The organism is Microbacterium bandirmense (assembly GCF_037204185.1).
Lineage (GTDB): Bacteria > Actinomycetota > Actinomycetes > Actinomycetales > Microbacteriaceae > Microbacterium > Microbacterium bandirmense.
In genome coordinates, this window is record NZ_JBBDGM010000003.1 from 153,638 (window position 1) to 171,522 (window position 17,885).

General features: G+C 69.6%; 17 protein-coding genes and 1 tRNA gene. 5 read left to right on the top strand and 13 right to left on the bottom strand.

Annotated elements, in window-relative coordinates:
• Window positions 1-2 precede the first annotated feature (2 nt).
• Window positions 3-1,013, bottom strand: coding sequence for a tRNA (adenine-N1)-methyltransferase (locus tag WDU99_RS04505; protein WP_337331247.1), 1,011 nt, complete (start codon window positions 1,011-1,013; stop codon window positions 3-5).
• Window positions 1,010-1,690, bottom strand: a complete 681-nt coding sequence (locus WDU99_RS04510) for an HAD family hydrolase (RefSeq protein ID WP_337331428.1) — start codon at window positions 1,688-1,690, stop codon at window positions 1,010-1,012. Before WDU99_RS04510 ends, WDU99_RS04505 begins: the two co-directional genes overlap by 4 nt.
• Before the next feature lie 102 nt (window positions 1,691-1,792).
• Between WDU99_RS04510 and WDU99_RS04515 the strand changes: the two genes are divergently transcribed.
• Window positions 1,793-2,635 carry a PAC2 family protein gene (locus WDU99_RS04515; RefSeq protein WP_337331248.1) on the top strand — a complete coding sequence of 281 codons (843 nt, stop codon included), beginning with the start codon at window positions 1,793-1,795 and terminating at the stop codon, window positions 2,633-2,635.
• A 4-nt stretch (window positions 2,636-2,639) separates the two neighbouring features.
• Here WDU99_RS04515 and WDU99_RS04520 read toward each other — a convergent pair whose 3' ends face one another.
• Both WDU99_RS04520 and WDU99_RS04525 read right to left on the bottom strand, forming a co-directional pair.
• On the bottom strand, window positions 2,640-3,470 hold the full coding sequence (locus WDU99_RS04520; RefSeq protein WP_337331249.1) for an undecaprenyl-diphosphate phosphatase: 831 nt from the start codon (window positions 3,468-3,470) through the stop codon (window positions 2,640-2,642).
• Between the two features lie 42 nt (window positions 3,471-3,512).
• Window positions 3,513-4,808 carry a M20/M25/M40 family metallo-hydrolase gene (locus tag WDU99_RS04525; RefSeq protein ID WP_337331250.1) on the bottom strand — a complete coding sequence of 432 codons (1,296 nt, stop codon included), beginning with the start codon at window positions 4,806-4,808 and terminating at the stop codon, window positions 3,513-3,515.
• Window positions 4,809-4,918: 110 nt separating this feature from the next.
• Between WDU99_RS04525 and WDU99_RS04530 the strand changes: the two genes are divergently transcribed.
• Window positions 4,919-5,003 (top strand) — tRNA-Leu (locus WDU99_RS04530).
• A gap of 58 nt (window positions 5,004-5,061) precedes the next feature.
• Here WDU99_RS04530 and WDU99_RS04535 read toward each other — a convergent pair.
• From WDU99_RS04535 to WDU99_RS04545, 3 genes are all read right to left on the bottom strand, one after another.
• Window positions 5,062-5,517, bottom strand: a complete 456-nt coding sequence (locus WDU99_RS04535) for an SRPBCC family protein (protein ID WP_337331251.1) — start codon at window positions 5,515-5,517, stop codon at window positions 5,062-5,064.
• A gap of 98 nt (window positions 5,518-5,615) precedes the next feature.
• Entirely contained in the window at window positions 5,616-6,710 is a 1,095-nt protein-coding gene (locus WDU99_RS04540; RefSeq protein WP_337331252.1) for a VIT1/CCC1 transporter family protein, read from the bottom strand.
• 145 nt (window positions 6,711-6,855) lie between these two features.
• Window positions 6,856-8,598, bottom strand: coding sequence for a DEAD/DEAH box helicase (locus WDU99_RS04545; protein ID WP_337331253.1), 1,743 nt, complete (start codon window positions 8,596-8,598; stop codon window positions 6,856-6,858).
• Between the two features lie 91 nt (window positions 8,599-8,689).
• Between WDU99_RS04545 and WDU99_RS04550 the strand changes: the two genes are divergently transcribed.
• On the top strand, window positions 8,690-9,514 hold the full coding sequence (locus WDU99_RS04550; RefSeq protein ID WP_337331254.1) for an SGNH/GDSL hydrolase family protein: 825 nt from the start codon (window positions 8,690-8,692) through the stop codon (window positions 9,512-9,514).
• A gap of 12 nt (window positions 9,515-9,526) precedes the next feature.
• Here WDU99_RS04550 and WDU99_RS04555 read toward each other — a convergent pair whose 3' ends face one another.
• Window positions 9,527-10,327 (bottom strand): TrmH family RNA methyltransferase, encoded by an 801-nt coding sequence (locus WDU99_RS04555; protein ID WP_337331255.1) that lies wholly within the window; start codon window positions 10,325-10,327, stop codon window positions 9,527-9,529.
• A gap of 55 nt (window positions 10,328-10,382) precedes the next feature.
• On the opposite strand from WDU99_RS04555, the gene WDU99_RS04560 reads away from it, so the two are divergent.
• Window positions 10,383-11,231, top strand: coding sequence for a Sir2 family NAD-dependent protein deacetylase (locus WDU99_RS04560; protein WP_337331256.1), 849 nt, complete (start codon window positions 10,383-10,385; stop codon window positions 11,229-11,231).
• A 25-nt stretch (window positions 11,232-11,256) separates the two neighbouring features.
• A complete protein-coding gene (locus WDU99_RS04565; protein ID WP_337331257.1) occupies window positions 11,257-11,841 on the top strand; it encodes a histidine phosphatase family protein in 585 nt (194 codons plus the stop codon).
• 34 nt (window positions 11,842-11,875) lie between these two features.
• Here the strand turns inward: WDU99_RS04565 and WDU99_RS04570 are convergent, their stop codons facing one another.
• From WDU99_RS04570 to WDU99_RS04590, 5 genes are read right to left on the bottom strand one after another with little or no spacing between them, the layout of a single operon-like run.
• Window positions 11,876-12,679, bottom strand: a complete 804-nt coding sequence (locus WDU99_RS04570) for an HpcH/HpaI aldolase/citrate lyase family protein (RefSeq protein ID WP_337331258.1) — start codon at window positions 12,677-12,679, stop codon at window positions 11,876-11,878.
• A complete protein-coding gene (locus WDU99_RS04575) occupies window positions 12,680-13,156 on the bottom strand; it encodes a MaoC family dehydratase (RefSeq protein ID WP_337331259.1) in 477 nt (158 codons plus the stop codon).
• Between the two features lie 9 nt (window positions 13,157-13,165).
• Window positions 13,166-14,332 carry an acyl-CoA dehydrogenase family protein gene (locus tag WDU99_RS04580; RefSeq protein ID WP_337331260.1) on the bottom strand — a complete coding sequence of 389 codons (1,167 nt, stop codon included), beginning with the start codon at window positions 14,330-14,332 and terminating at the stop codon, window positions 13,166-13,168.
• Window positions 14,329-16,233, bottom strand: a complete 1,905-nt coding sequence (locus WDU99_RS04585; RefSeq protein WP_337331261.1) for an acetyl/propionyl/methylcrotonyl-CoA carboxylase subunit alpha — start codon at window positions 16,231-16,233, stop codon at window positions 14,329-14,331. Before WDU99_RS04585 ends, WDU99_RS04580 begins: the two co-directional genes overlap by 4 nt.
• A 5-nt stretch (window positions 16,234-16,238) precedes the next feature.
• Window positions 16,239-17,792 carry a carboxyl transferase domain-containing protein gene (locus WDU99_RS04590; protein ID WP_337331262.1) on the bottom strand — a complete coding sequence of 518 codons (1,554 nt, stop codon included), beginning with the start codon at window positions 17,790-17,792 and terminating at the stop codon, window positions 16,239-16,241.
• Window positions 17,793-17,885: the final 93 nt, after the last annotated feature.

The following is a 17,885-nucleotide window of genomic DNA, read 5'->3' on the forward strand; positions in this document are numbered from 1 at the left end:
GTCTATTCCGAAGCGGGCGGCACCTCGCGCGACGTGGCCGCGATGCGTGCACCGGCGGCGGCCTTCTGCGCTTCACGCACACGCTTGCGGAGATTCTTGTCGGTGATCTCGCGATCCCCGACGGCACCAGGGGTCCACAGCTCGACGTCCTCATCGCCGTAACTCGACTTCGAGGCGCGACGGCGCACCTCCGGTGGCACAGCGCCCGGCGCGAGCCGCCGCGCGGTCAGCAGGAAGCCCGTGTGCGCCACCATGCGGTGGTCGGGCCGCACGGCGAGCCCCTCGACGTGCCAGCCGCGCACCATCGTCTCCGAGGCGTCGGGCTCGGTGAACAGACCGGTTCCGCGGATGTACTCGGCTACTCGGGACAGCTGCGTGGCCGTGGCGATGTAGCAGATCACCACGCCACCGGGCGTCAGCGCGTCGGCGACGGCGTCCATGCAGTCCCAGGGCGCGAGCATGTCGAGCACCACCCGGTCGACCGTTCCGGGCTCGAATCGCTGCGGCAGCTCGTCGGCGAGATCACCGACGACGACGTCCCACGTAGCGGGCATCTCACCGAAGAAGGTCTCCACGTTCGCCTTCGCGACCTCGGCGAAGTCCTCGCGACGCTCGAACGACGTCAGAGCACCATCGGGTCCGATCGCGCGCAGCAGGGCGAGCGAGAGGGCGCCGGAGCCCACCCCGGCCTCGACCACGACCGCACCGGGGAAGATGTCGGCCTGCATGACGATCTGCGCCGAATCCTTGGGATACACGATCGCCGCGCCGCGCGGCATCGACAGTGCGAAATCGCGCAGCAGCGGCCGCAGCGCGAGATAGTCGTGTCCTGAGCTGTTGGTCACGACGGAGCCGTCGGGCTGCCCGATCAGGTCGCGGTGGAACAGCACCCCATGGTGCGTGTGCAGCTCGCCGTCGGAGCGCAGCGTGATGGTGTGCATCCGAGCCTTCGGGCCGGTCAGCTGCACGCGGTCACCCTCGCGGAACGGTCCGCTGGGGCGTGCCGCGCTCATCGGGTCGCCCCGCTCATGACACGCGCGCGAAGGTCGGCGAGGTCGGCGGCGGTGCGACCGTCGAGCGTCGCCCACAGCTCGTGTGCGCCGAGTCCGTCGAGTGCGACGATGTGCGGGACGCCGAGTGTGGTCGCCCCGGATGCCAGTCCTGCAGCGAGCCCGGTGGGCGAGTCCTCGATCACGATGGCGTCGGCGATGTCGACGCCGAGAAGCCCGGCGGCCTGCAGGTAGGGGTCGGGATGCGGTTTGGGGTTGCTCACGTCGTCGCCGGCGACCACGAAGTCGAACGCCGCGAAGTCGATCAGGCTCACCACGTCGAGCGCCATCCGCCGCAGCGACATGGTCACCAGCGCCGTGGGGATGCCCTGCGCGCGGAGGTCGGCGAGCAGTTCGCGCGCGCCAGGGCGAAACGGCACGCCCTCGCTGCGCAGCCGCTCGGCGACGCGATCGGTGAGCAGCTGCACGATGGCGTCAGGCTCCATGTCGACCCCGGCGGCGCGCAGGATCTTCGCGCTGTCGATCAGGGCGTTGCCCACCAGCTGCAGCGCGTCCTCAGAGGTCCAGGTGCCGCCGAATGACTCCACGAGTTCGGTCTCGACCGCGATCCAGTACGGTTCGGTGTCGACGAGGGTTCCGTCCATGTCCCACAGGACGGCGCTGGGCTTGTCGGTGCTGATGGGCTTGATGCTCACTGAACCCATGCTAGCCGTGTCCCCACCCCGGCCGCGCGGGGCGCGACTACGCTGGAGGGATATCCACGGCCGACGGAGAGGAGCTCGGTGGACGTCCTCGGCTCTCGTATCATCATCGCCGCGTTCGACGGCTGGAACGACGCGGGCGAGGCGGCCAGCGGCGCCATCGCGGCACTGCGCGAATCCACCGATTACGAACGGGTGCACTCGGCCGACCCCGAGCTGTACTTCGACTACCAGTACACCCGCCCGTCGACCCGGATGGATGCCAGCGGACGCCGCGAACTCGTCTGGCCAGAAGCGACGCTGTGGCGACCGACCTCCACCGGCGAGGGCCCCGAGCTGTGGCTGCTCACCGGCGCAGAGCCGGCCAGGGCGTGGCAGGCATTCGCCAGCGAGTTCATCGATGTGGCCCTGCGCGACGACGTGACCGGCTTCGTCACCCTCGGCGCGATGCTCTCCGACGTTCCGCACACGCGCCCCATCTCGGTGTTCGCTGCGAGCACCGAGGAGCGCGTGCGTGAGGCACACGGGCTCGACAAGACGACGTACGAGGGGCCGGTGGGCATCCTCAGCGTCTTCGAGCACTTCGCCACTCAGGCCGACATCCCCACGGCGACGCTGTGGGCCAGTGTCCCCCACTACGTCGCCTCCGCCGCACCCTCACCCAAGGCGACGCTCGCGCTGCTCGACCGGCTCGAGGAGCTCACGGGCGTCGGGCCGGCGCGCGAGCACCTGCGCACCGAAGCCGCGGCGTGGGAGGCCTCGATCGACGCCGCTGCCGCCGAGGACGACGACATGACGGAGTACATCCGCCAACTCGAGCGAACCCGTGACACCTGGGACTCACCGGATGCATCGGGCGACGCCATCGCCCAGGCGTTCGAACGCTACCTGCGCCGCCGGGGCGACGGGCGCGACAAGCGCTGAGCGATCACAGCGCCGGGATGGCACCCGTCGAGAGCAGCACGATGATCGCCACGCCGAGCAGCACCCGATAGATCACGAACGGCAGGAAGCTGCGCTTCGAGATCCAGTTCATGAAGAACGCGATCACGCCCAGCGCGACCACGAACGCGATGCCGGTGGCTGCGAACGTCTCGCCGAGACCGAAGTGCGGGTTGGGGTCATCCCAGTGCTTGACCAGCTGGTAGAAGCCGCTTCCGAAGACGGCGGGGATCGCCAGCAGGAAGGCGTACCGCGCGGCGGCCGCGCGCTCGTAGCCGAGGAACAGTCCCATGGTGATCGTGCCGCCCGATCGCGAGACGCCCGGTACCAGCGCCAGCGCCTGCGCGAACCCGAACGCGACGCCGTGCGGGTACGTGAGCTGATTGAGTCGACGCTTCTTGGCGCCGATGTAGTCGGCGATGCCGAGTAGCAACCCGAAGCCGATCAGCATGATGGCGACGAGCCACAGCGACCGCAGCACGGTCTCGATCTTGTCCTGGAAGAGCAGCCCGAGCACGACGATCGGGATGCTGCCGATGATGATCAGCCACCCCATCCTGGCATCCGGATCGTCCCGCGGGACGCGTCCGGTCAGCGATCGGAACCACTGCCCGATGATGCGCACGATGTCGCGCCAGAAGAACACCACGACTGCGGCTTCGGTGCCGATTTGCGTGATCGCCGTGAAGGCAGCACCCGGGTCTTCGCCGGACGGCAGGAACGTGCCGACGATGCGCAGATGCGCGCTGGACGAGATGGGCAGGAACTCGGTGAGTCCCTGGACGATGCCCAGGATGAGGGCTTCGAGCAGGTTCATGCAGTGCTTTCGAGATGTGGTGGGGAAGCGGTCGGATGCTGGTCAGCACACGCGCAGCAGATCGGCCAGCACCCGCTGACCGAAGACAAGCGATTCTACGGGCACGCGCTCGTCGACTCCGTGGAACATCCCTGTGAAGTCGAGGTCGGCCGGCAGCTGCAGCGGCGCGAAGCCGTATCCGGTGATCCCGATCGACGCGAGTGCCTTGTTGTCGGTGCCGGCGCCCAGCAGGTAGGGGATCACCGGCACGCCGGGATCGTGCCGTCCCAGAGCCGAGACCATGTGCTCGACGAGGTCTCCGGTGAACGGCGTCTCCATCCCGATGTCGCGGACGACGGTCTGGATCTCGATGTCGTCGCCGACGATGTGCTGCAGTTCGGCGAGGACGTCGTCCTCGGTGCCGGGGATCACGCGGACGTCGATCAGGGCCTCGGCGGTCTCGGGGATCACGTTGTGCTTGTAGCCGGCGGTGAGTGCCGTCGGGTTGGTGGTGGTGCGGAACGTGGAGCGCAGGAACGCCTCGGCGGGGCCGGCTGCGGCGGCGAGGGCATCCGGATCGTCGACGGGCCGCCCGGTGAGGTCGCTGAGGCCCTGCAGAAGCGCCTGGGTGGTCGGGGTGAGTCGAATCGGCCAGCGGGTGCGCCCGATCGCGGCGACGGCCTCGGAGAGCCGGGTGACCGCGTTGTCCTCGTGGTAGCGGCTGCCGTGACCCGCGCGGCCCTTGGCGACCAGTCGCAGCCACATCAGGGCCTTCTCACCGACCTGCAGCAGGTACGCGCGATGGTCATCGACGGTGATCGAGTAGCCGCCGACCTCGCTGATCGCCTCGGTGGCGCCGGCGAACCACTCCGGCCTGTCGCGCACGACCAGCGCTGAGCCCTCGACGCCGCCGTTCTCCTCGTCGGCGAAGAAGGCCAGGATCAGGTCACGGTCGGGCTGCTCCCCCGCACGCAGCAGATCGGCCACGGCGGTGAGGATCATGGCGTCCATGTTCTTCATGTCGACAGCGCCCCGCCCCCACAGCATCCCGTCGCTGATGACGCCCTCGAACGGGTCGACGGTCCAGTCCTCCGCGACGGCGGGGACGACGTCGAGGTGTCCGTGCACCACGAGTGCGGGACGGTCGGGGTTGCGCCCGCGCACGCGCGCCATCACGTTCGTGCGCCGCGGGATCGGCTCGTAGTACTCCGGCTTGAGGCTGAGCTCGGTCAGGTACGCGCCGACGTACTCCGCTGCTTCCCGCTCGCCACGGGCGTTGCCGCCCCCGAAGTTGGACGTGTCGATGCGGATCAGGTCGCGCGCGATCTGCGCGACCTCGGGAACGGTCGGGTCGGACATGCTCCCAGGCTACCGAAACGCTCAGCCACGCCCGGGCGTCGCGCGGTTTCGTGCGTGCCTCGTGATCGTGCTAATGTCGTTCTTCGGTCGGCAACGACTTCTCATCACCTGCGCGGGTGGCGGAATAGGTAGACGCGCTAGCTTGAGGTGCTAGTGCCCGCATAGGGCGTGGGGGTTCAAGTCCCCCCTCGCGCACACATGTATCGAGGCCCCGGATCCATCGGATCCAGGGCCTCGATCGTCTTCTCGGCGATCAGGCCTCCACGTCGCCCCGCCAGCCGCCTGTGGCCGACCCGCGCCCTTCGATGAACTCCTTGAAGTTGTCGAGGTCCTTGCGCACCGCGTGCCCCGCGGCGCCTGCCAGTGCGCCGAGCTTCTCGAGCATCCCCTCCGGCTCCCAGTCGATCTGCACGGTCACGCGGGTCGATGTGTCCGACAGCTTGTGGAAGGTCACCACGCCCGCGTGCGCGGTCTCACCGCCGGTGCTGCGCCAGGCAACCCGCTCGTCGGGGTGCTGCTCGGTGATCACGGTGTCGAACTCGCGTTCGGCGCCCGCGACGTTGACGACCCAGTGATTGCGGGTGTCATCGGTCTGGGTGATCGAAACCACCTCCTCGAGGAAGTGCGGAAAGCTCTCGAACTGCGTCCACTGGTTGTAGGCCACGGCGACGGGGACGTCGACCTCGACGGTCTCGATGATCTTGGTCATGCTGTACTCCTCGTTGTGTGAGTGGGAGTCCAGTCATTCGCATCCGACACGATTCCGGCAGGGGGTTGACGGGCACGGTCCCGACCGGTGCCTGCCGCTCAGACCGCGCCCACTCCGAAGACGAGCCCGAGCACATAGGTGATCGCCGCGGCGCCGAAGCCGATCGCGAGCTGGCGCAGTGCGCGCCGCAGCGGCGGTCCGCCCGAGAGGATGCCGACCATCGCGCCGGTGATGAGCAGGGCGACCCCGACCAGGCCGAGTGCGACGAGGATCGCCGTCGCGCCCGTGAGTCCGAAGATCCACGGCAGCACCGGCACGATCGCCCCGGAGGCGAACAGCAGGAAGCTCGAGAGCGCGGCCGTCCAGTCGCTGCCGACGATCTCATGATCGCTGTGACCGGCGTGCGTGCCGATCGGCCCCGTGTTCGCCCGGCGCGCTCCCGCCCTGGCCGCCCTCACGACCCGCTCCGCCCGCGCCAGGGCCTCGGTCTCACCGACCCCGCGGGCGCGGTAGACCAGTGCGAGCTCGTTCGCGTCGATATCGAGGTCGCCGGCGGTGGCGTCCGCGTCGTCATTGACCTCGGTGGCCGCCAGCAGCTCGCGCTGCGAGCGCACGGAGACGAACTCCCCCGCGCCCATCGACAGCGCGCCGGCCAGGAGTCCCGCGATGCCGCTGAACAGCACGAACGACGGTGCGACGCCAGTGGCACCGATGCCGAGCACCAGCGCGAGATTCGAGACCAGCCCGTCATTCGCCCCGAACACCGCTGCCCTGAACGAGCCCGACAGTCGGCGACGCCCGCGTGCGGCGAGTCCCCGCACCACCTCGTAGTGCACCTTCTCGTCGGCGCGCATCGCCGGCGTGGCGTACTTCTCCGCATCGTAGGGTGACCGGGCCTCGGCGCTCTGCGCGAGGGCGAGCACGAAGATCGATCCGAAGCGCCCCGCCATCCATCCCAGCATCCGAGAGCGCAGCCCGGCGCGGGGCATGCGCGTGGGCTCACGGCCGAGCAGCTCCAGCCAGTGCTCGGCGTGCCGTCGCTCGGCGTCGGCGAGTGAGAGCAGGATCTCGCGTTCCTCTCCCTGCTTGCGGGCGGCGAGGCGACCGTACACGGCCCCCTCGGCCCGCTCCTCGGCGAGATAGCGTGCCCACCGCTTGCGGTCGGCTGGCGTGGGCTGAACGGGCGCGGTCATGCTTCCTCCGGGCTCGGGGCGAACACTCCACGCTATCGATCACGCGTCGACGAACCCGCGCCTGGGCAGGTATTGACAGGATTTCGGATGCCCGAACCCGTCGCCGGGCTCAGGGATCCGACCAGGCTCGGAAACCAGACCAGGCTCAGGTGCGTACGCGCTTGCGCAGCAGATCGATGCGCGACTGCAGCTGGGTGACCGTCGCCTGCGCGACCGCCGGACCGCCGCAGAGCCGCCGCAGCTCGGCGTGCACCGACCCGTGCGGCTCGCCGCTCTGCCGCGCGTACAGACCGACGAGGCTGTTCAGCAGCTGTCGCTGCTCGCGCAGCGTGCGATGCAGCGGCGCCGGCAGGGTCGTGGTCGCCTCGGGCGGCGCCGACGCTTCACGCGCCTCACGCAGCCGGCTCTGCCGCGCCTGACGGTGCATCAGCAGCTCGTGCACGTGCTCGGGTTCGAGCAGCCCCGGGATGCCGATGAACTCCTCCTCCTCGGGCGTGCCCGGCTCGGCGAGCTGCCCGAACTCCTTGCCGTCGAACACGACGCGGTCGAAGTGCGCCAGCGACGAGATCGCCTGGTAGCTGAACTCCTGGGTGAGGGCATCCGAGGCATCCTCCTCACGGTTCGCGCTCTCCAGCAGCGAGTCCTCGAGGCCATCGTCGTCCTTGGTCTGGCGATCGAGAGCGTGGTCGCGCTGCTTCTCCATCTCGTTCGCGAGCGTCATCAGCACGGGGACGTTCGGCAGGAACACGCTCGCCGCCTCGCCACGACGACGAGCCCGCACGAACCGACCGATCGCCTGCGCGAAGAACAGCGGCGTCGATGACGATGTGGCGTACACACCCACGGCGAGTCGCGGGACGTCCACGCCCTCCGACACCATCCGCACCGCCACCATCCAACGCCGCGTGTTGCCCGCGAACTGCTCGATGCGCTCCGACGCCGTCGCGTCGTCGGAGAGCACGACGGTCGCCTGCTCGCCGGTGATGCCGTGCAGGATCTTCGCATACGCGCGGGCCACGGTCTGATCGGTCGCGAGCACCAGACCACCGGCGTCGGGCAGATGGTGACGGATCTCGCTGAGGCGGCGATCAGCGGCCGACAGCACGGCCGGCATCCACTCGCCCTCCGGATCCAGTGCTGTGCGCCAGGCCTGCGAGGTGACGTCCTTGGTGTTGTCCTGACCGAGATGTGCCTCGAGCTCGTCACCGGCGCTGGTGCGCCACCGCATCTTCCCGGCGTACATGTGGAACAGCACCGGTCGCACGACGCCGTCTTCGAGCGCCCGCCCGTACCCGTAGGCGTAGTCGGTGCTCGACACCCGCGCACCGGACTCGTCGGGCACGTACTCCACGAACGGAATCGGCGCGGTGTCGCTGCGAAACGGTGTGCCCGACAGCAGCAGCCGGCGCCTGGCCGGGCCGTACGCGTCGCGGATCGCATCGCCCCAGCTGAGTGCATCGCCGCCGTGGTGCACCTCGTCGAGGATCACGAGCGTCTTCGCGTCTTCGGTGAGATGCCGGTGCACTGAAGAGCGCGCGGCCACCTGCGCATAGGTGACGACGACGCCGTGATACTGCCGCGACGGCGCCCAGTGACTGTTGCGGAAGCGCGGATCGAGTCGGATGCTGACGCGCGCCGCCGCGTCTGCCCACTGCGTCTTCAGATGCTCGGTGGGCGCGACGACGATCACCCGGTTCACCTCGCCCATGCGCAGCAGTTCGACGGCGAGTGTGAGCGCGAAGGTGGTCTTACCGGCGCCCGGGGTCGCGGCGACCAGGAAGTCACGCTGATCAGCGGTGAAATACCGGTCGAGGGCCTCACGCTGCCATGCCCTCAGCTTGTCGGCGGTTCCCCACGGGGCGCGCTGAGGGAAGGACGGAGAGAGCATCCTGACTACGATATGCCAGCCCGCCGACATCGCGCGGTAGGCTCTGACCCGCGCCATCGGCACCCCGTGGCGCAGTGCTGAAGGAGGAGACGTGTCCGACCAGGACTCATCGCGCACCCCGTACATCCCGAACGACCAGCCGCACCCCTGGCGTCGCTTCGTCGCCGTCGGCGACTCGTTCACCGAGGGCATCGGCGACCCGGACCCCGCGGTGCCCGGCAGCCACCGCGGATGGGCCGACCGCGTCGCCGAGGTGCTCGCACAGGACGTCGATGACTTCGCGTACGCGAACCTCGCCGTGCGCGGCAAGCTCATCGCGCAGATCGCGTCCGGCCAGATCGAGCCCGCGATCGCGCTCAGCCCCGACCTGGTTTCGATCTGCGCCGGCGGCAACGACGTGATCCGTCCGGGCACCGACCCCGATGAGATCGCGGCCCAGCTCGAGGATGCCGTCGCGCGCCTCTCATCGACCGGAGCGGCGGTCGTGCTGTTCACCGGCATCGACACGGGATTCACTCCGGTGTTCCGCCCGTTCCGCGGCAAGGTCGCGATCTACAACGAGAATGTCCGTGCGATCGCCGACCGTCACGACTGCATCATCGCCGACCAGTGGGCGCTGAAGTCGATCCAGGACATGCGATTCTTCGACGACGACCGCCTGCACCTGAACGCCCTCGGCCACCACGAGGTGGCCCGCATGGTGCTGCGCGCGCTCAACGTGCCCAACGATCTGCAGGCGATGCAGCCCGAGCCGCTACCGACCCGCACCTGGCGAGAGGCACGCGCCGAGGACATCGGCTGGGCGCGTGAGCATCTGATGCCGTGGGTGCTGCGCCGCCTGCGCCACCAGTCATCGGGTGACCACATCGCGGCCAAGCGGCCCGACGCGACGCCGATCCAGCGGGCCGACGGGTAGCGCGTCCAGCGGTCAGCGCGTGATCGCCCAGACGGCGACCGCAGCGGCCGACGCGATGTTGAGCGAATCGACGCCGCCCGCCATCGGGATCGTCACGATCCGATCGGCGGCCTTGAGTGCGGCATCCGACAGCCCTTCCCCCTCGGTGCCCATCACCAGGGCGACACGCTCAGGCGCGCTCGCCGCGTAGGCGTCCAGGGTGACAGCATCCTCACTCAGGGCCAACGCGGCGATCTCGAAGCCGTGAGCGTGCAGTTGCCGTGCGGCCTCGCTCCATTCGCCGATGCGGGTCCACGGCACCTGGAACACCGTGCCCATGCTGACCCGCACGCTGCGTCGGTACAGCGGGTCGCCGCACCGGGGCGTCACCAGCACCGCATCGGCGCCCAGACCCGCGGCGACCCGGATGGCGGCACCGATGTTCGTGGGATCGGCGATGTCCTCCAGCACGAGCACGCGACGGGCGCCCATGAGCACCTCGGTCAGTGACGGAAGCTCCGGTCGGTGCATGGCAGCCATGACACCGCGGTGCACCGCGAACCCGGTCAGCTGCTCGGCGACAGCATCCGACACGACAAACACCGGCACATCACTCGCGCTCAGCAGCGCGCCCACCTCGTCCACCCAGCGCTGCTGTGTGAGCACCGAACGCGGCCGGTGACCGGCAGCCAGCGCCCGCTCGATCACCTTCGCCGACTCGGCGATGTACAGTCCACCCGCGGGCTCCTGCACGCGCCGCAGTGCGGAATCGGTGAGAGCGCGATAGTCGTCGAGCACGGGGTCGCGATGATCGGCCACGGGGATCAGCTGCATGTCTCCATGCTCGCAGGCCGAGCCCTGGTGCACCCACCCGGCATAGACTGCCCCCGTGTCGTCGATCGAACTCCCCGCCCACGATCCAGAGGCGATCGAGCGAGCCGCCGCTCTGCTGCGGGGACGTCGCACAGCGGTGCTGACCGGGGCCGGCATCTCCACCGACTCGGGCATCCCCGCCTACCGAGGGGCCGGGGCCCCATCACGGGTGAACCCGATGACGATCCAGACGTACCTGGGCGATGAAGCCGCGCGACGTCGGTACTGGATGGGCGGACACCTCGGCTACCGCCGATTCAGCTCACCCGATCCCAACGACGGGCATCGAGCACTCGCCGCGATGGAGCGGCACGGCGATGTCACCGGCGTCGTCACCCAGAACGTCGATGGACTGCACCTGCGCGTCGGCAGTCGCCGCGTCGTGGAACTGCACGGCACGATGCACCGCGTGCACTGCCTGGACTGCGGGCAGGTGTTCGACCGGCGCGCGATCGCCGAGCAGATCGATGCGCTGAACCCCTGGGTGACCGTGCCCGAGAACATCGTGCTCAACCCCGATGGCGATGTCACCCCGGAGAGCTCCGAGGGTTTCGTGATCCCGCCGTGCACGGTGTGCGGAGGCATGCTCAAGCCCGAGGTGGTGTACTTCGGCGAGTTCGTGCCGGCCGATCGGTTCCGACTGTCGGAAGCACTCGTGCACGGCTCCGATGCCCTGCTGGTGGCGGGGACGTCGCTGATGGTGAACTCGGGCATCCGCGTGATCGAACGCGCACGGCGCCGCGGCATGCCGCTGGTGATCGTCAATCACGAGGCAACGCGCGCCGACCCCTGGGCCGACGAGGTGATCGGAGGCGGTACGACGCCCGTCCTCACCGCACTGGCCACCCGTCTCGGCGCACTCTGAGGCCGTCTCGCATAGGCTCGACGTCGTGACCCTCCTCACCCTCGTGCGCCACGGCCAGACCGACTGGAACCTCGATCGTCGTATCCAGGGCACCACCGACATCCCCCTGAACGACACCGGGCGCACCGACGCCAGGACGGCGGCCGCGGCTCTGGCCGGAGTGGACTACGACGCCGTGTACGCGAGTCCCCTGGTGCGCGCGCACGAGACGGCACGGATCATCGCCGATGAGCTCGGGCTGGCAGCACCGCTGACCACCCGGGGCATGCGCGAGCGCGAGTTCGGTGAGGGCGAGGGCTTGAAGGTCGAGGAGTACCTCGAGCGGTGGGGCGACTGGACGACGCCGGTACCCGGCGCCGAGTCCCTCGAGCAGGTGCGTGAGCGCGCCCTCGACTCGCTGGAGCGCATTGCGCGTGCATCCCGCCGACGCTCCGCCCCGCGTGCGGAATCGATCATCGTCGTCAGCCACGGCGGTGTGCTGCGCGCGCTGCTGATGCACGTCTCCGGCGGTACGCTGCCCCGTGCGGGCGACGTGCTGCGCAACGGGTCGGTGCACCGCTTCGTGGCCGAACGCGGCACGCTGCGGCTGCTGGAGTCGATCAGCGTCTGAGCGTGCCGGCGACTGCCCCCGGCGAAGGCGCTGGTCAGCCGCGCGAGACGATCGCGCGCGCATGCCGCAGCACCGGCTCGTCGATCATGCGCCCCTCGTACCGGAACACGCCCCGCTCCCCCTCGGCGGCGACGAGCACGGCCCGCGCCCATTCGACGCTGGCGGGATCGGGCCGGTAGGCGTCGCGGATCACGGCGACCTGCTTGGGGTGGATGCAGGCGGTCGCGCTGAATCCGGATGCCACTGCGTCGGCCGCCTCGGCGGCGAGGCCATCGAGGTCGTCGATGTCGAGGTGCACCGCGTCGATGGCGGCGCGTCCGTGCGCACCCGCGGCCAGCAGCACTTGAGCACGCGCCTGACGGGCGACATCGCGGTAGCGTCCATCGGCGAACCTGCTGGACATGCCTCGCAGCGAGGCGACCAGGTCTTCGGCGCCCCACATCAGCGCGACCGTGCGGTGATGCGCGGCGATGTCACCCGCACGGTGCACGCCGAGCGCGGTTTCGCACAGCGCGACCAGTGCGTACTCGGACCCGAAGACGTCCAGCGCGGACGGGTCCTCGCTCTTGGCCACCATCACGGTGCGGAACGGCGTGCGTGCAAGCGCTTCGAGATCCTTGCCGAACTCCGCGCTGTCGGGCGCGTTCACCCGCACGATCACGCGGGCAGGGTCAAGATCGGCGTCGATGATGTTCTCGCGGGCTGCCGCCTTGCCGGCGGGCAGCACCGCATCCTCGAGGTCGAGGATCACGGCGTCGGCCTTCTGCAGCGCCCCCGCGAAGCGCTCGGGGCGGTCGGCCGGACAGAACAGCAGCGCGGGACCGAGTGTGAGAGACATCTATTCCCCTTCCGGCATACAGTGCACCAGCACCGTGCGGCTCGCGGTCGCGACGACGGTGTCGTCCTGGTTGCGTCCGGTGTGCGCGATCGTGCAGATGCCCTGTCCTGGACGTGACGATGAGAGCCGCTTGTCGACGATCACGCTCTCGGTGTACAGGGTGTCGCCGTGGAACAGCGGATGCGGGAACGAGATGTCGCCGAGGCCGAGCTGCGCGACCAGTGTGCCCTGGGTGAGCTGCCCGACCGACGCGCCGACCATGGTCGACAGAGTCCACATCGAATTCATCAGCCTCTGCCCGAAGGGCTGCTGCGTCTCGGCGAAGGCCGCATCCAGGTGCAGAGCCTGGTCGTTCATCGTGAGCGTGGTGAACAGCACGTTGTCGGCCTCGGTGGCGGTGCGGCCGGGACGGTGCAGATAGCGTGCGCCGACCTCGAACTCCTCGTAGTACAGGCCGCGCTGGACGATGTCGGTCATGTCGTCACGCTACCCCGCCAGGCCCAGCGCGCGGGCGATGACGAGCAGCTGCACCTCGGAGGTGCCCTCGCCGATCTCGAGGATCTTGGAGTCGCGGTAGTGCCGCGCGACCGAGTACTCGTTCATGAACCCGTTACCGCCGAGGATCTGGGTCGCGTCACGGGCATTGTCCATCGCGGCTTCGCCGGAGACGAGTTTCGCGATGGCCGCCTCTTCGGCGAAGGGGCGACCGGCGTTGCGCAGCCGCGCCGCGTGGTGCCAGGCGAGGCGTGCGGTGTGCACGCGTGCCCGCATGCGCGCCAGGGTGAACTGCGCGTTCTGCCGGGTGCTGAGCGGCGCCCCGAAGACGGTGCGCTGGCGGGCGTAGTCGACGGCCGCCTCCAGGCAGCCTTCCGCGGCACCGGTGGCGAGAGCGGCGATCGCGATCCGCCCCTCGTCGAGGATGCTGAGGAAGTTGCGGAAGCCCGTCCCCCGCTCGCCGAGCAGATTGCCGGCGGGCACGCGCGCGTCGGCGAGCGTGAGCGGGTGCGTGTCGGAGGCGTTCCAGCCGACCTTGTCGTACGCGGGTTCGACGGTGAAGCCGGGAGTGCCGTTCGGCACGATGATCGTCGAGATCTCCTTGCGGCCGTCCCTCTCACCGGTGACCGCGGTCACCGTGACGAACCGCGTGATGTCGGTCCCCGAGTTGGTGATGAACTGCTTGGTGCCGTTGATCACCCACTCATCGCCGTCGAGGCGCGCGGTGGTGCGGGTCGCTCCGGCATCGCTGCCGGCCTCCGGCTCGGTGAGGCCGAAGCCCGCCAGCGCGGTCCCCTCGAGCAGCGTCGGCAGGTACTCGCGCTTCTGCTCCTCAGTGCCGAAGCGGTAGATCGGCATCGCACCGAGACTGACGCCCGCCTCGAGGGTGATCGCGATCGACTGATCGACGCGCGCGAGCGCCTCGATGGCGAGACCGAGCGCAAGGTAGTCGCCGCCCTGTCCGCCGTACTCCTCCGAGAACGGCAGGCCGAAGAGGCCCATCTCGCCCATCTGCCGCACCACGTCGAGGTTGAGTGTGTGCGTGCGGTACGCCTCGTACGCCTGCGGTGCGACGACCTGCTCGGCGAAGTCGCGCACCATCGCTGCGAGTTCGCGCTGATCCTCGTCCAGGTCGGCGTAGCCCAATTCGTCGGTCATGCTGTCTCCTGTTCACTGACGCGGGCGACCGGCTGATCGCGCCGCACCTGATCGCCGAGCGCGACCAGCAGGTGCACCGTGCCGTCGTGCGGCGCGAGCACGGGGTGCTCCATCTTCATCGCCTCGATCGAGACGAGGGGGTCTCCGGCGTGCACGACGGCACCGTCGGCGACATGCACGGCGACGATGCTGCCAGGCATGGGGGCACGACCCTCCGGTTCTCGGGGACCGGCGTCGGGCATCCGCTCACCGAGGCGTCGCTGCATGCGCGCGCGGCGGGTGAGCGGGCGCAGACGCATCGTGAGCCCCTGCTCCGACGCCCAGATGGCACCGGTGTCGTCGCGGGCGACGGCAGCGCCGGTCGCCGCGTCGGTCGGCACGACCACGACGCGGTCGTCGTCGGTCAGGAACTCCGCCGCCGATGGTGGCGCGGCCGGCCCCAGTCGCCAGCCGGGCCTGCGCTGCCACAGGGATCCGGCCCCGGGGGCATTCGGCGTGGCGATGACGGATGCCGCGGACGCCAGCATCCGGGCGGTCGGCTCCGCGGGTGCAAGCGGCAGCAACGTCTCGATCAGGCCGGTGTCGAGGTCACCGTCGACGACGCGTTCGCTGCGGCACAGCGCACGCAGGAAGGCGATGTTGGTCTCGACGCCCAGCACGACGGTGCGGGCGAGCGCCGCGTCCAGCCGGCGCAGCGCCGTCGCACGATCGTCGGCGACTGCGATCACCTTGGCGATCATGGGGTCGTAGAATCCCGTGACCTCGGATCCTGTCTCGACGGCGGCGTCGACGCGCACCCCGTCCGGCGCGGTGAACCGCAGCACCCGACCGGTCGAGGGCAGGAAGCCGCGCTCTGGCGACTCGGCGTACACCCTGGCCTCGATCGCGTGCCCGCGGACCTGTGGCGGATCATCGAGCGCTCCCCCGGCGGCGACCCGCAGCTGCAGGGCCACCAGGTCGAGACCCGTGACCTCTTCGGTGACCGGGTGCTCCACCTGCAGGCGGGTGTTCATCTCGATGAAGAAGATCTCGTCGACGGCATCCGCTTCCACGAGGAATTCCACCGTGCCGGCGCCGACGTAGTCGACGCTGCCGGCCGCGGCGACGGCCGCGTCGAGCAGACGCTGACGCACAGCGTCGGGCAGATGGGCCGCCGGCGCCTCTTCGATCACCTTCTGGTGGCGGCGCTGCAGGGTGCACTCGCGCTCGCCCAGGGCGATGACCTTGCCGTGCCGGTCGCCGAAGACCTGCACCTCGATGTGGCGCGGACGGCGCACGAGGCGCTCGAGCACGAGGGAGTCGTCGCCGAAGGCGGCCGTCGCGATGCGTCGCGCGCTGGTGAGCGCCGCCGTCAGGTCGTCGCCGGAGCGCACGACCTCCATGCCCTTGCCACCACCGCCTGCGCTGGGCTTGACGAGCAGCGGGTAGCCGACCTCGTCCGCGCGGGCGCGTATCTGCGCGTCGTCGAGGCCGGTCGCGTCGAAGCCGGGCACCACGGGAACCCCGTGCTCGGCGACGTGCGCACGGGCGCGGGCCTTGTCGCCCATGATCTGCAGCGCGCCGACTGCGGGCCCGATGAAGACCACGCCGTTGCCCACACAGGCTTCGGCAAGGGCGACGCTCTCCGAGAGGAACCCGTAGCCGGGATGGATCCCGTCAGCTCCGGTCGCCTGAGCTGCGGCGATGATGGCCTCCACGTCGAGGTACGACTCGGCCGCCGGCGCCGCGCCGATGCGCACGGCCTCATCGGCCTCGCGCACATGCGGCGCGTGGGCGTCGGCGTCGCTGTAGACCGCGACGCTGCGGATGCCGAGCCCGCGCAGCGTCCGGATGATGCGGCGGGCGATCTCGCCGCGGTTGGCGACGAGCACGGTATCGAAGGTGGTCTCAGGCGTGGTCATGTGCATCACATCCGGAAGAGGCCGAAGCGCGGCTCGGGAAGCGGCGCGCGGGAGACGACGTCGAGGGCGAGGCCCAGCAGATCGCGGGTCTGGTCAGGATCGACGATGCCGTCGTCCCAGAGACGCGCGGTGGCGTAGTACGGCTCACCCTGCGCCTCGTACTGGCTGCGGATCGGCGCCTCGAACGCGGTGCGATCGTCGGACGACCACGGCGTGCCGGCGGCTTCGAGCTGGTCCTCCTTGACGGTGGCCAGCACGGACGCCGCCTGTGCGCCGCCCATCACCGAGATGCGGCTGGCAGGCCAGCTCCACAGGAAGCGCGGTGAGTAGGCGCGTCCGCACATCGAGTAGTTGCCGGCGCCGAATGAGCCGCCGATGATCACGGTGAGCTTCGGCACGCGCGTCGTGGCGACCGCGGTGACCATCTTGGCGCCGTCCTTGGCGATGCCGCCCGCCTCGGCGTCGGTGCCCACCATGAAGCCGGTGATGTTCTGCAGGAACAGCAGCGGGATGCCGCGCTGGTCGCACAGCTCGATGAAATGGGCGCCCTTGAGTGCGGATTCGCTGAACAGCACGCCGTTGTTCGCGACGATGCCGATCGGATGCCCGTGCAGCACGGCGAACCCGGTGACGAGCGTCGCGCCGTACTCGCGCTTGAACTCGTGGAAGCTGTCGGCATCGACCAGGCGACCGATCACCTCGTGGACGTCGTACGCGGCGTTCACGTCGACGGGGACGACGTCGTACATGCTGCCGCTCTTGCTCGGCTCGGCACTCGGCACGACCGACCATGCGGGCTCTGCCGGTGCAGGCAGCGTCGCCACGATGTCGCGCAGGATCTCGAGAGCGTGCTCGTCGTCCTCGGCGAGGTGGTCCACGACACCGGAGCGACGGGCGTGCAGCTCACCGCCGCCGAGCTCCTCGGCGGTGACGACCTCGCCGATCGCGGCCTTCACCAGGGGCGGCCCACCGAGGAAGATCGTGCCCTGACCACGCACGATCACGGTCTCATCGCTCATCGCCGGCACGTAGGCGCCACCTGCGGTGCACGATCCCAGCACGGCCGCCAGCTGCGGGATGCCCTCCGCCGACATGCGCGCCTGGTTGAAGAAGATCCGCCCGAAGTGATCACGGTCGGGGAAGACCTCATCCTGCTTGGGCAGGAAGGCCCCACCGGAGTCGACGAGATACAGACAGGGCAGCCGGTTCTCGAGTGCGATCTCCTGCGCGCGCAGATGCTTCTTGACCGTGAGCGGATAGTACGTGCCGCCCTTGACGGTCGGGTCGTTGCAGACGACCATCACGTGTCGCCCGTGCACCAGGCCGATGCCGGCGATCACTCCGGCCGCCGGTGCCTGGTCGTCGTACAGCCCGTGCGCGGCGAGGGGCGCGACCTCGATGAACGGACTGTTCTCGTCGAGCAGGCGCGCGATCCGATCGCGGGGCAGCATCTTGCCGCGGGACACGTGACGTTCGCGTGAGCGCTGCGGTCCCCCGAGCGCGACCTCGGCGAGGCGCCCGCGCAGTTCTTCGGCAAGCGTCTGCTGGGTAACGGCCATCGTGTGTCCTCCTCGACTCACGGCGGATGAGATGTTTCAGCGATCTGCTGATATTTCGCACCGGATTGGTTAGTGTTCACTAACCCGACAATT

What these genes read in the sequence shown, in the direction of transcription:
- WDU99_RS04525 (WP_337331250.1), bottom strand. Translation starts at nt 4,808, where the DNA reads ATGTCCGACCCGACCGTTCCCGAGGTCGCGCAGATCGCGCGCGACCTG.
- WDU99_RS04535 (WP_337331251.1), bottom strand. Translation starts at nt 5,517, where the DNA reads ATGACCAAGATCATCGAGACCGTCGAGGTCGACGTCCCCGTCGCCGTG.
- WDU99_RS04575 (WP_337331259.1), bottom strand. Translation starts at nt 13,156, where the DNA reads ATGACCGACATCGTCCAGCGCGGCCTGTACTACGAGGAGTTCGAGGTC.
- WDU99_RS04540 (WP_337331252.1), bottom strand. Translation starts at nt 6,710, where the DNA reads ATGACCGCGCCCGTTCAGCCCACGCCAGCCGACCGCAAGCGGTGGGCA.
- WDU99_RS04520 (WP_337331249.1), bottom strand. Translation starts at nt 3,470, where the DNA reads ATGAACCTGCTCGAAGCCCTCATCCTGGGCATCGTCCAGGGACTCACC.
- WDU99_RS04580 (WP_337331260.1), bottom strand. Translation starts at nt 14,332, where the DNA reads ATGACCGACGAATTGGGCTACGCCGACCTGGACGAGGATCAGCGCGAA.
- WDU99_RS04555 (WP_337331255.1), bottom strand. Translation starts at nt 10,327, where the DNA reads ATGCAGCTGATCCCCGTGGCCGATCATCGCGACCCCGTGCTCGACGAC.
- WDU99_RS04545 (WP_337331253.1), bottom strand. Translation starts at nt 8,598, where the DNA reads ATGCTCTCTCCGTCCTTCCCTCAGCGCGCCCCGTGGGGAACCGCCGAC.
- WDU99_RS04585 (WP_337331261.1), bottom strand. Translation starts at nt 16,233, where the DNA reads ATGACCACGCCTGAGACCACCTTCGATACCGTGCTCGTCGCCAACCGC.
- WDU99_RS04505 (WP_337331247.1), bottom strand. Translation starts at nt 1,013, where the DNA reads ATGAGCGCGGCACGCCCCAGCGGACCGTTCCGCGAGGGTGACCGCGTG.
- WDU99_RS04590 (WP_337331262.1), bottom strand. Translation starts at nt 17,792, where the DNA reads ATGGCCGTTACCCAGCAGACGCTTGCCGAAGAACTGCGCGGGCGCCTC.
- WDU99_RS04570 (WP_337331258.1), bottom strand. Translation starts at nt 12,679, where the DNA reads ATGTCTCTCACACTCGGTCCCGCGCTGCTGTTCTGTCCGGCCGACCGC.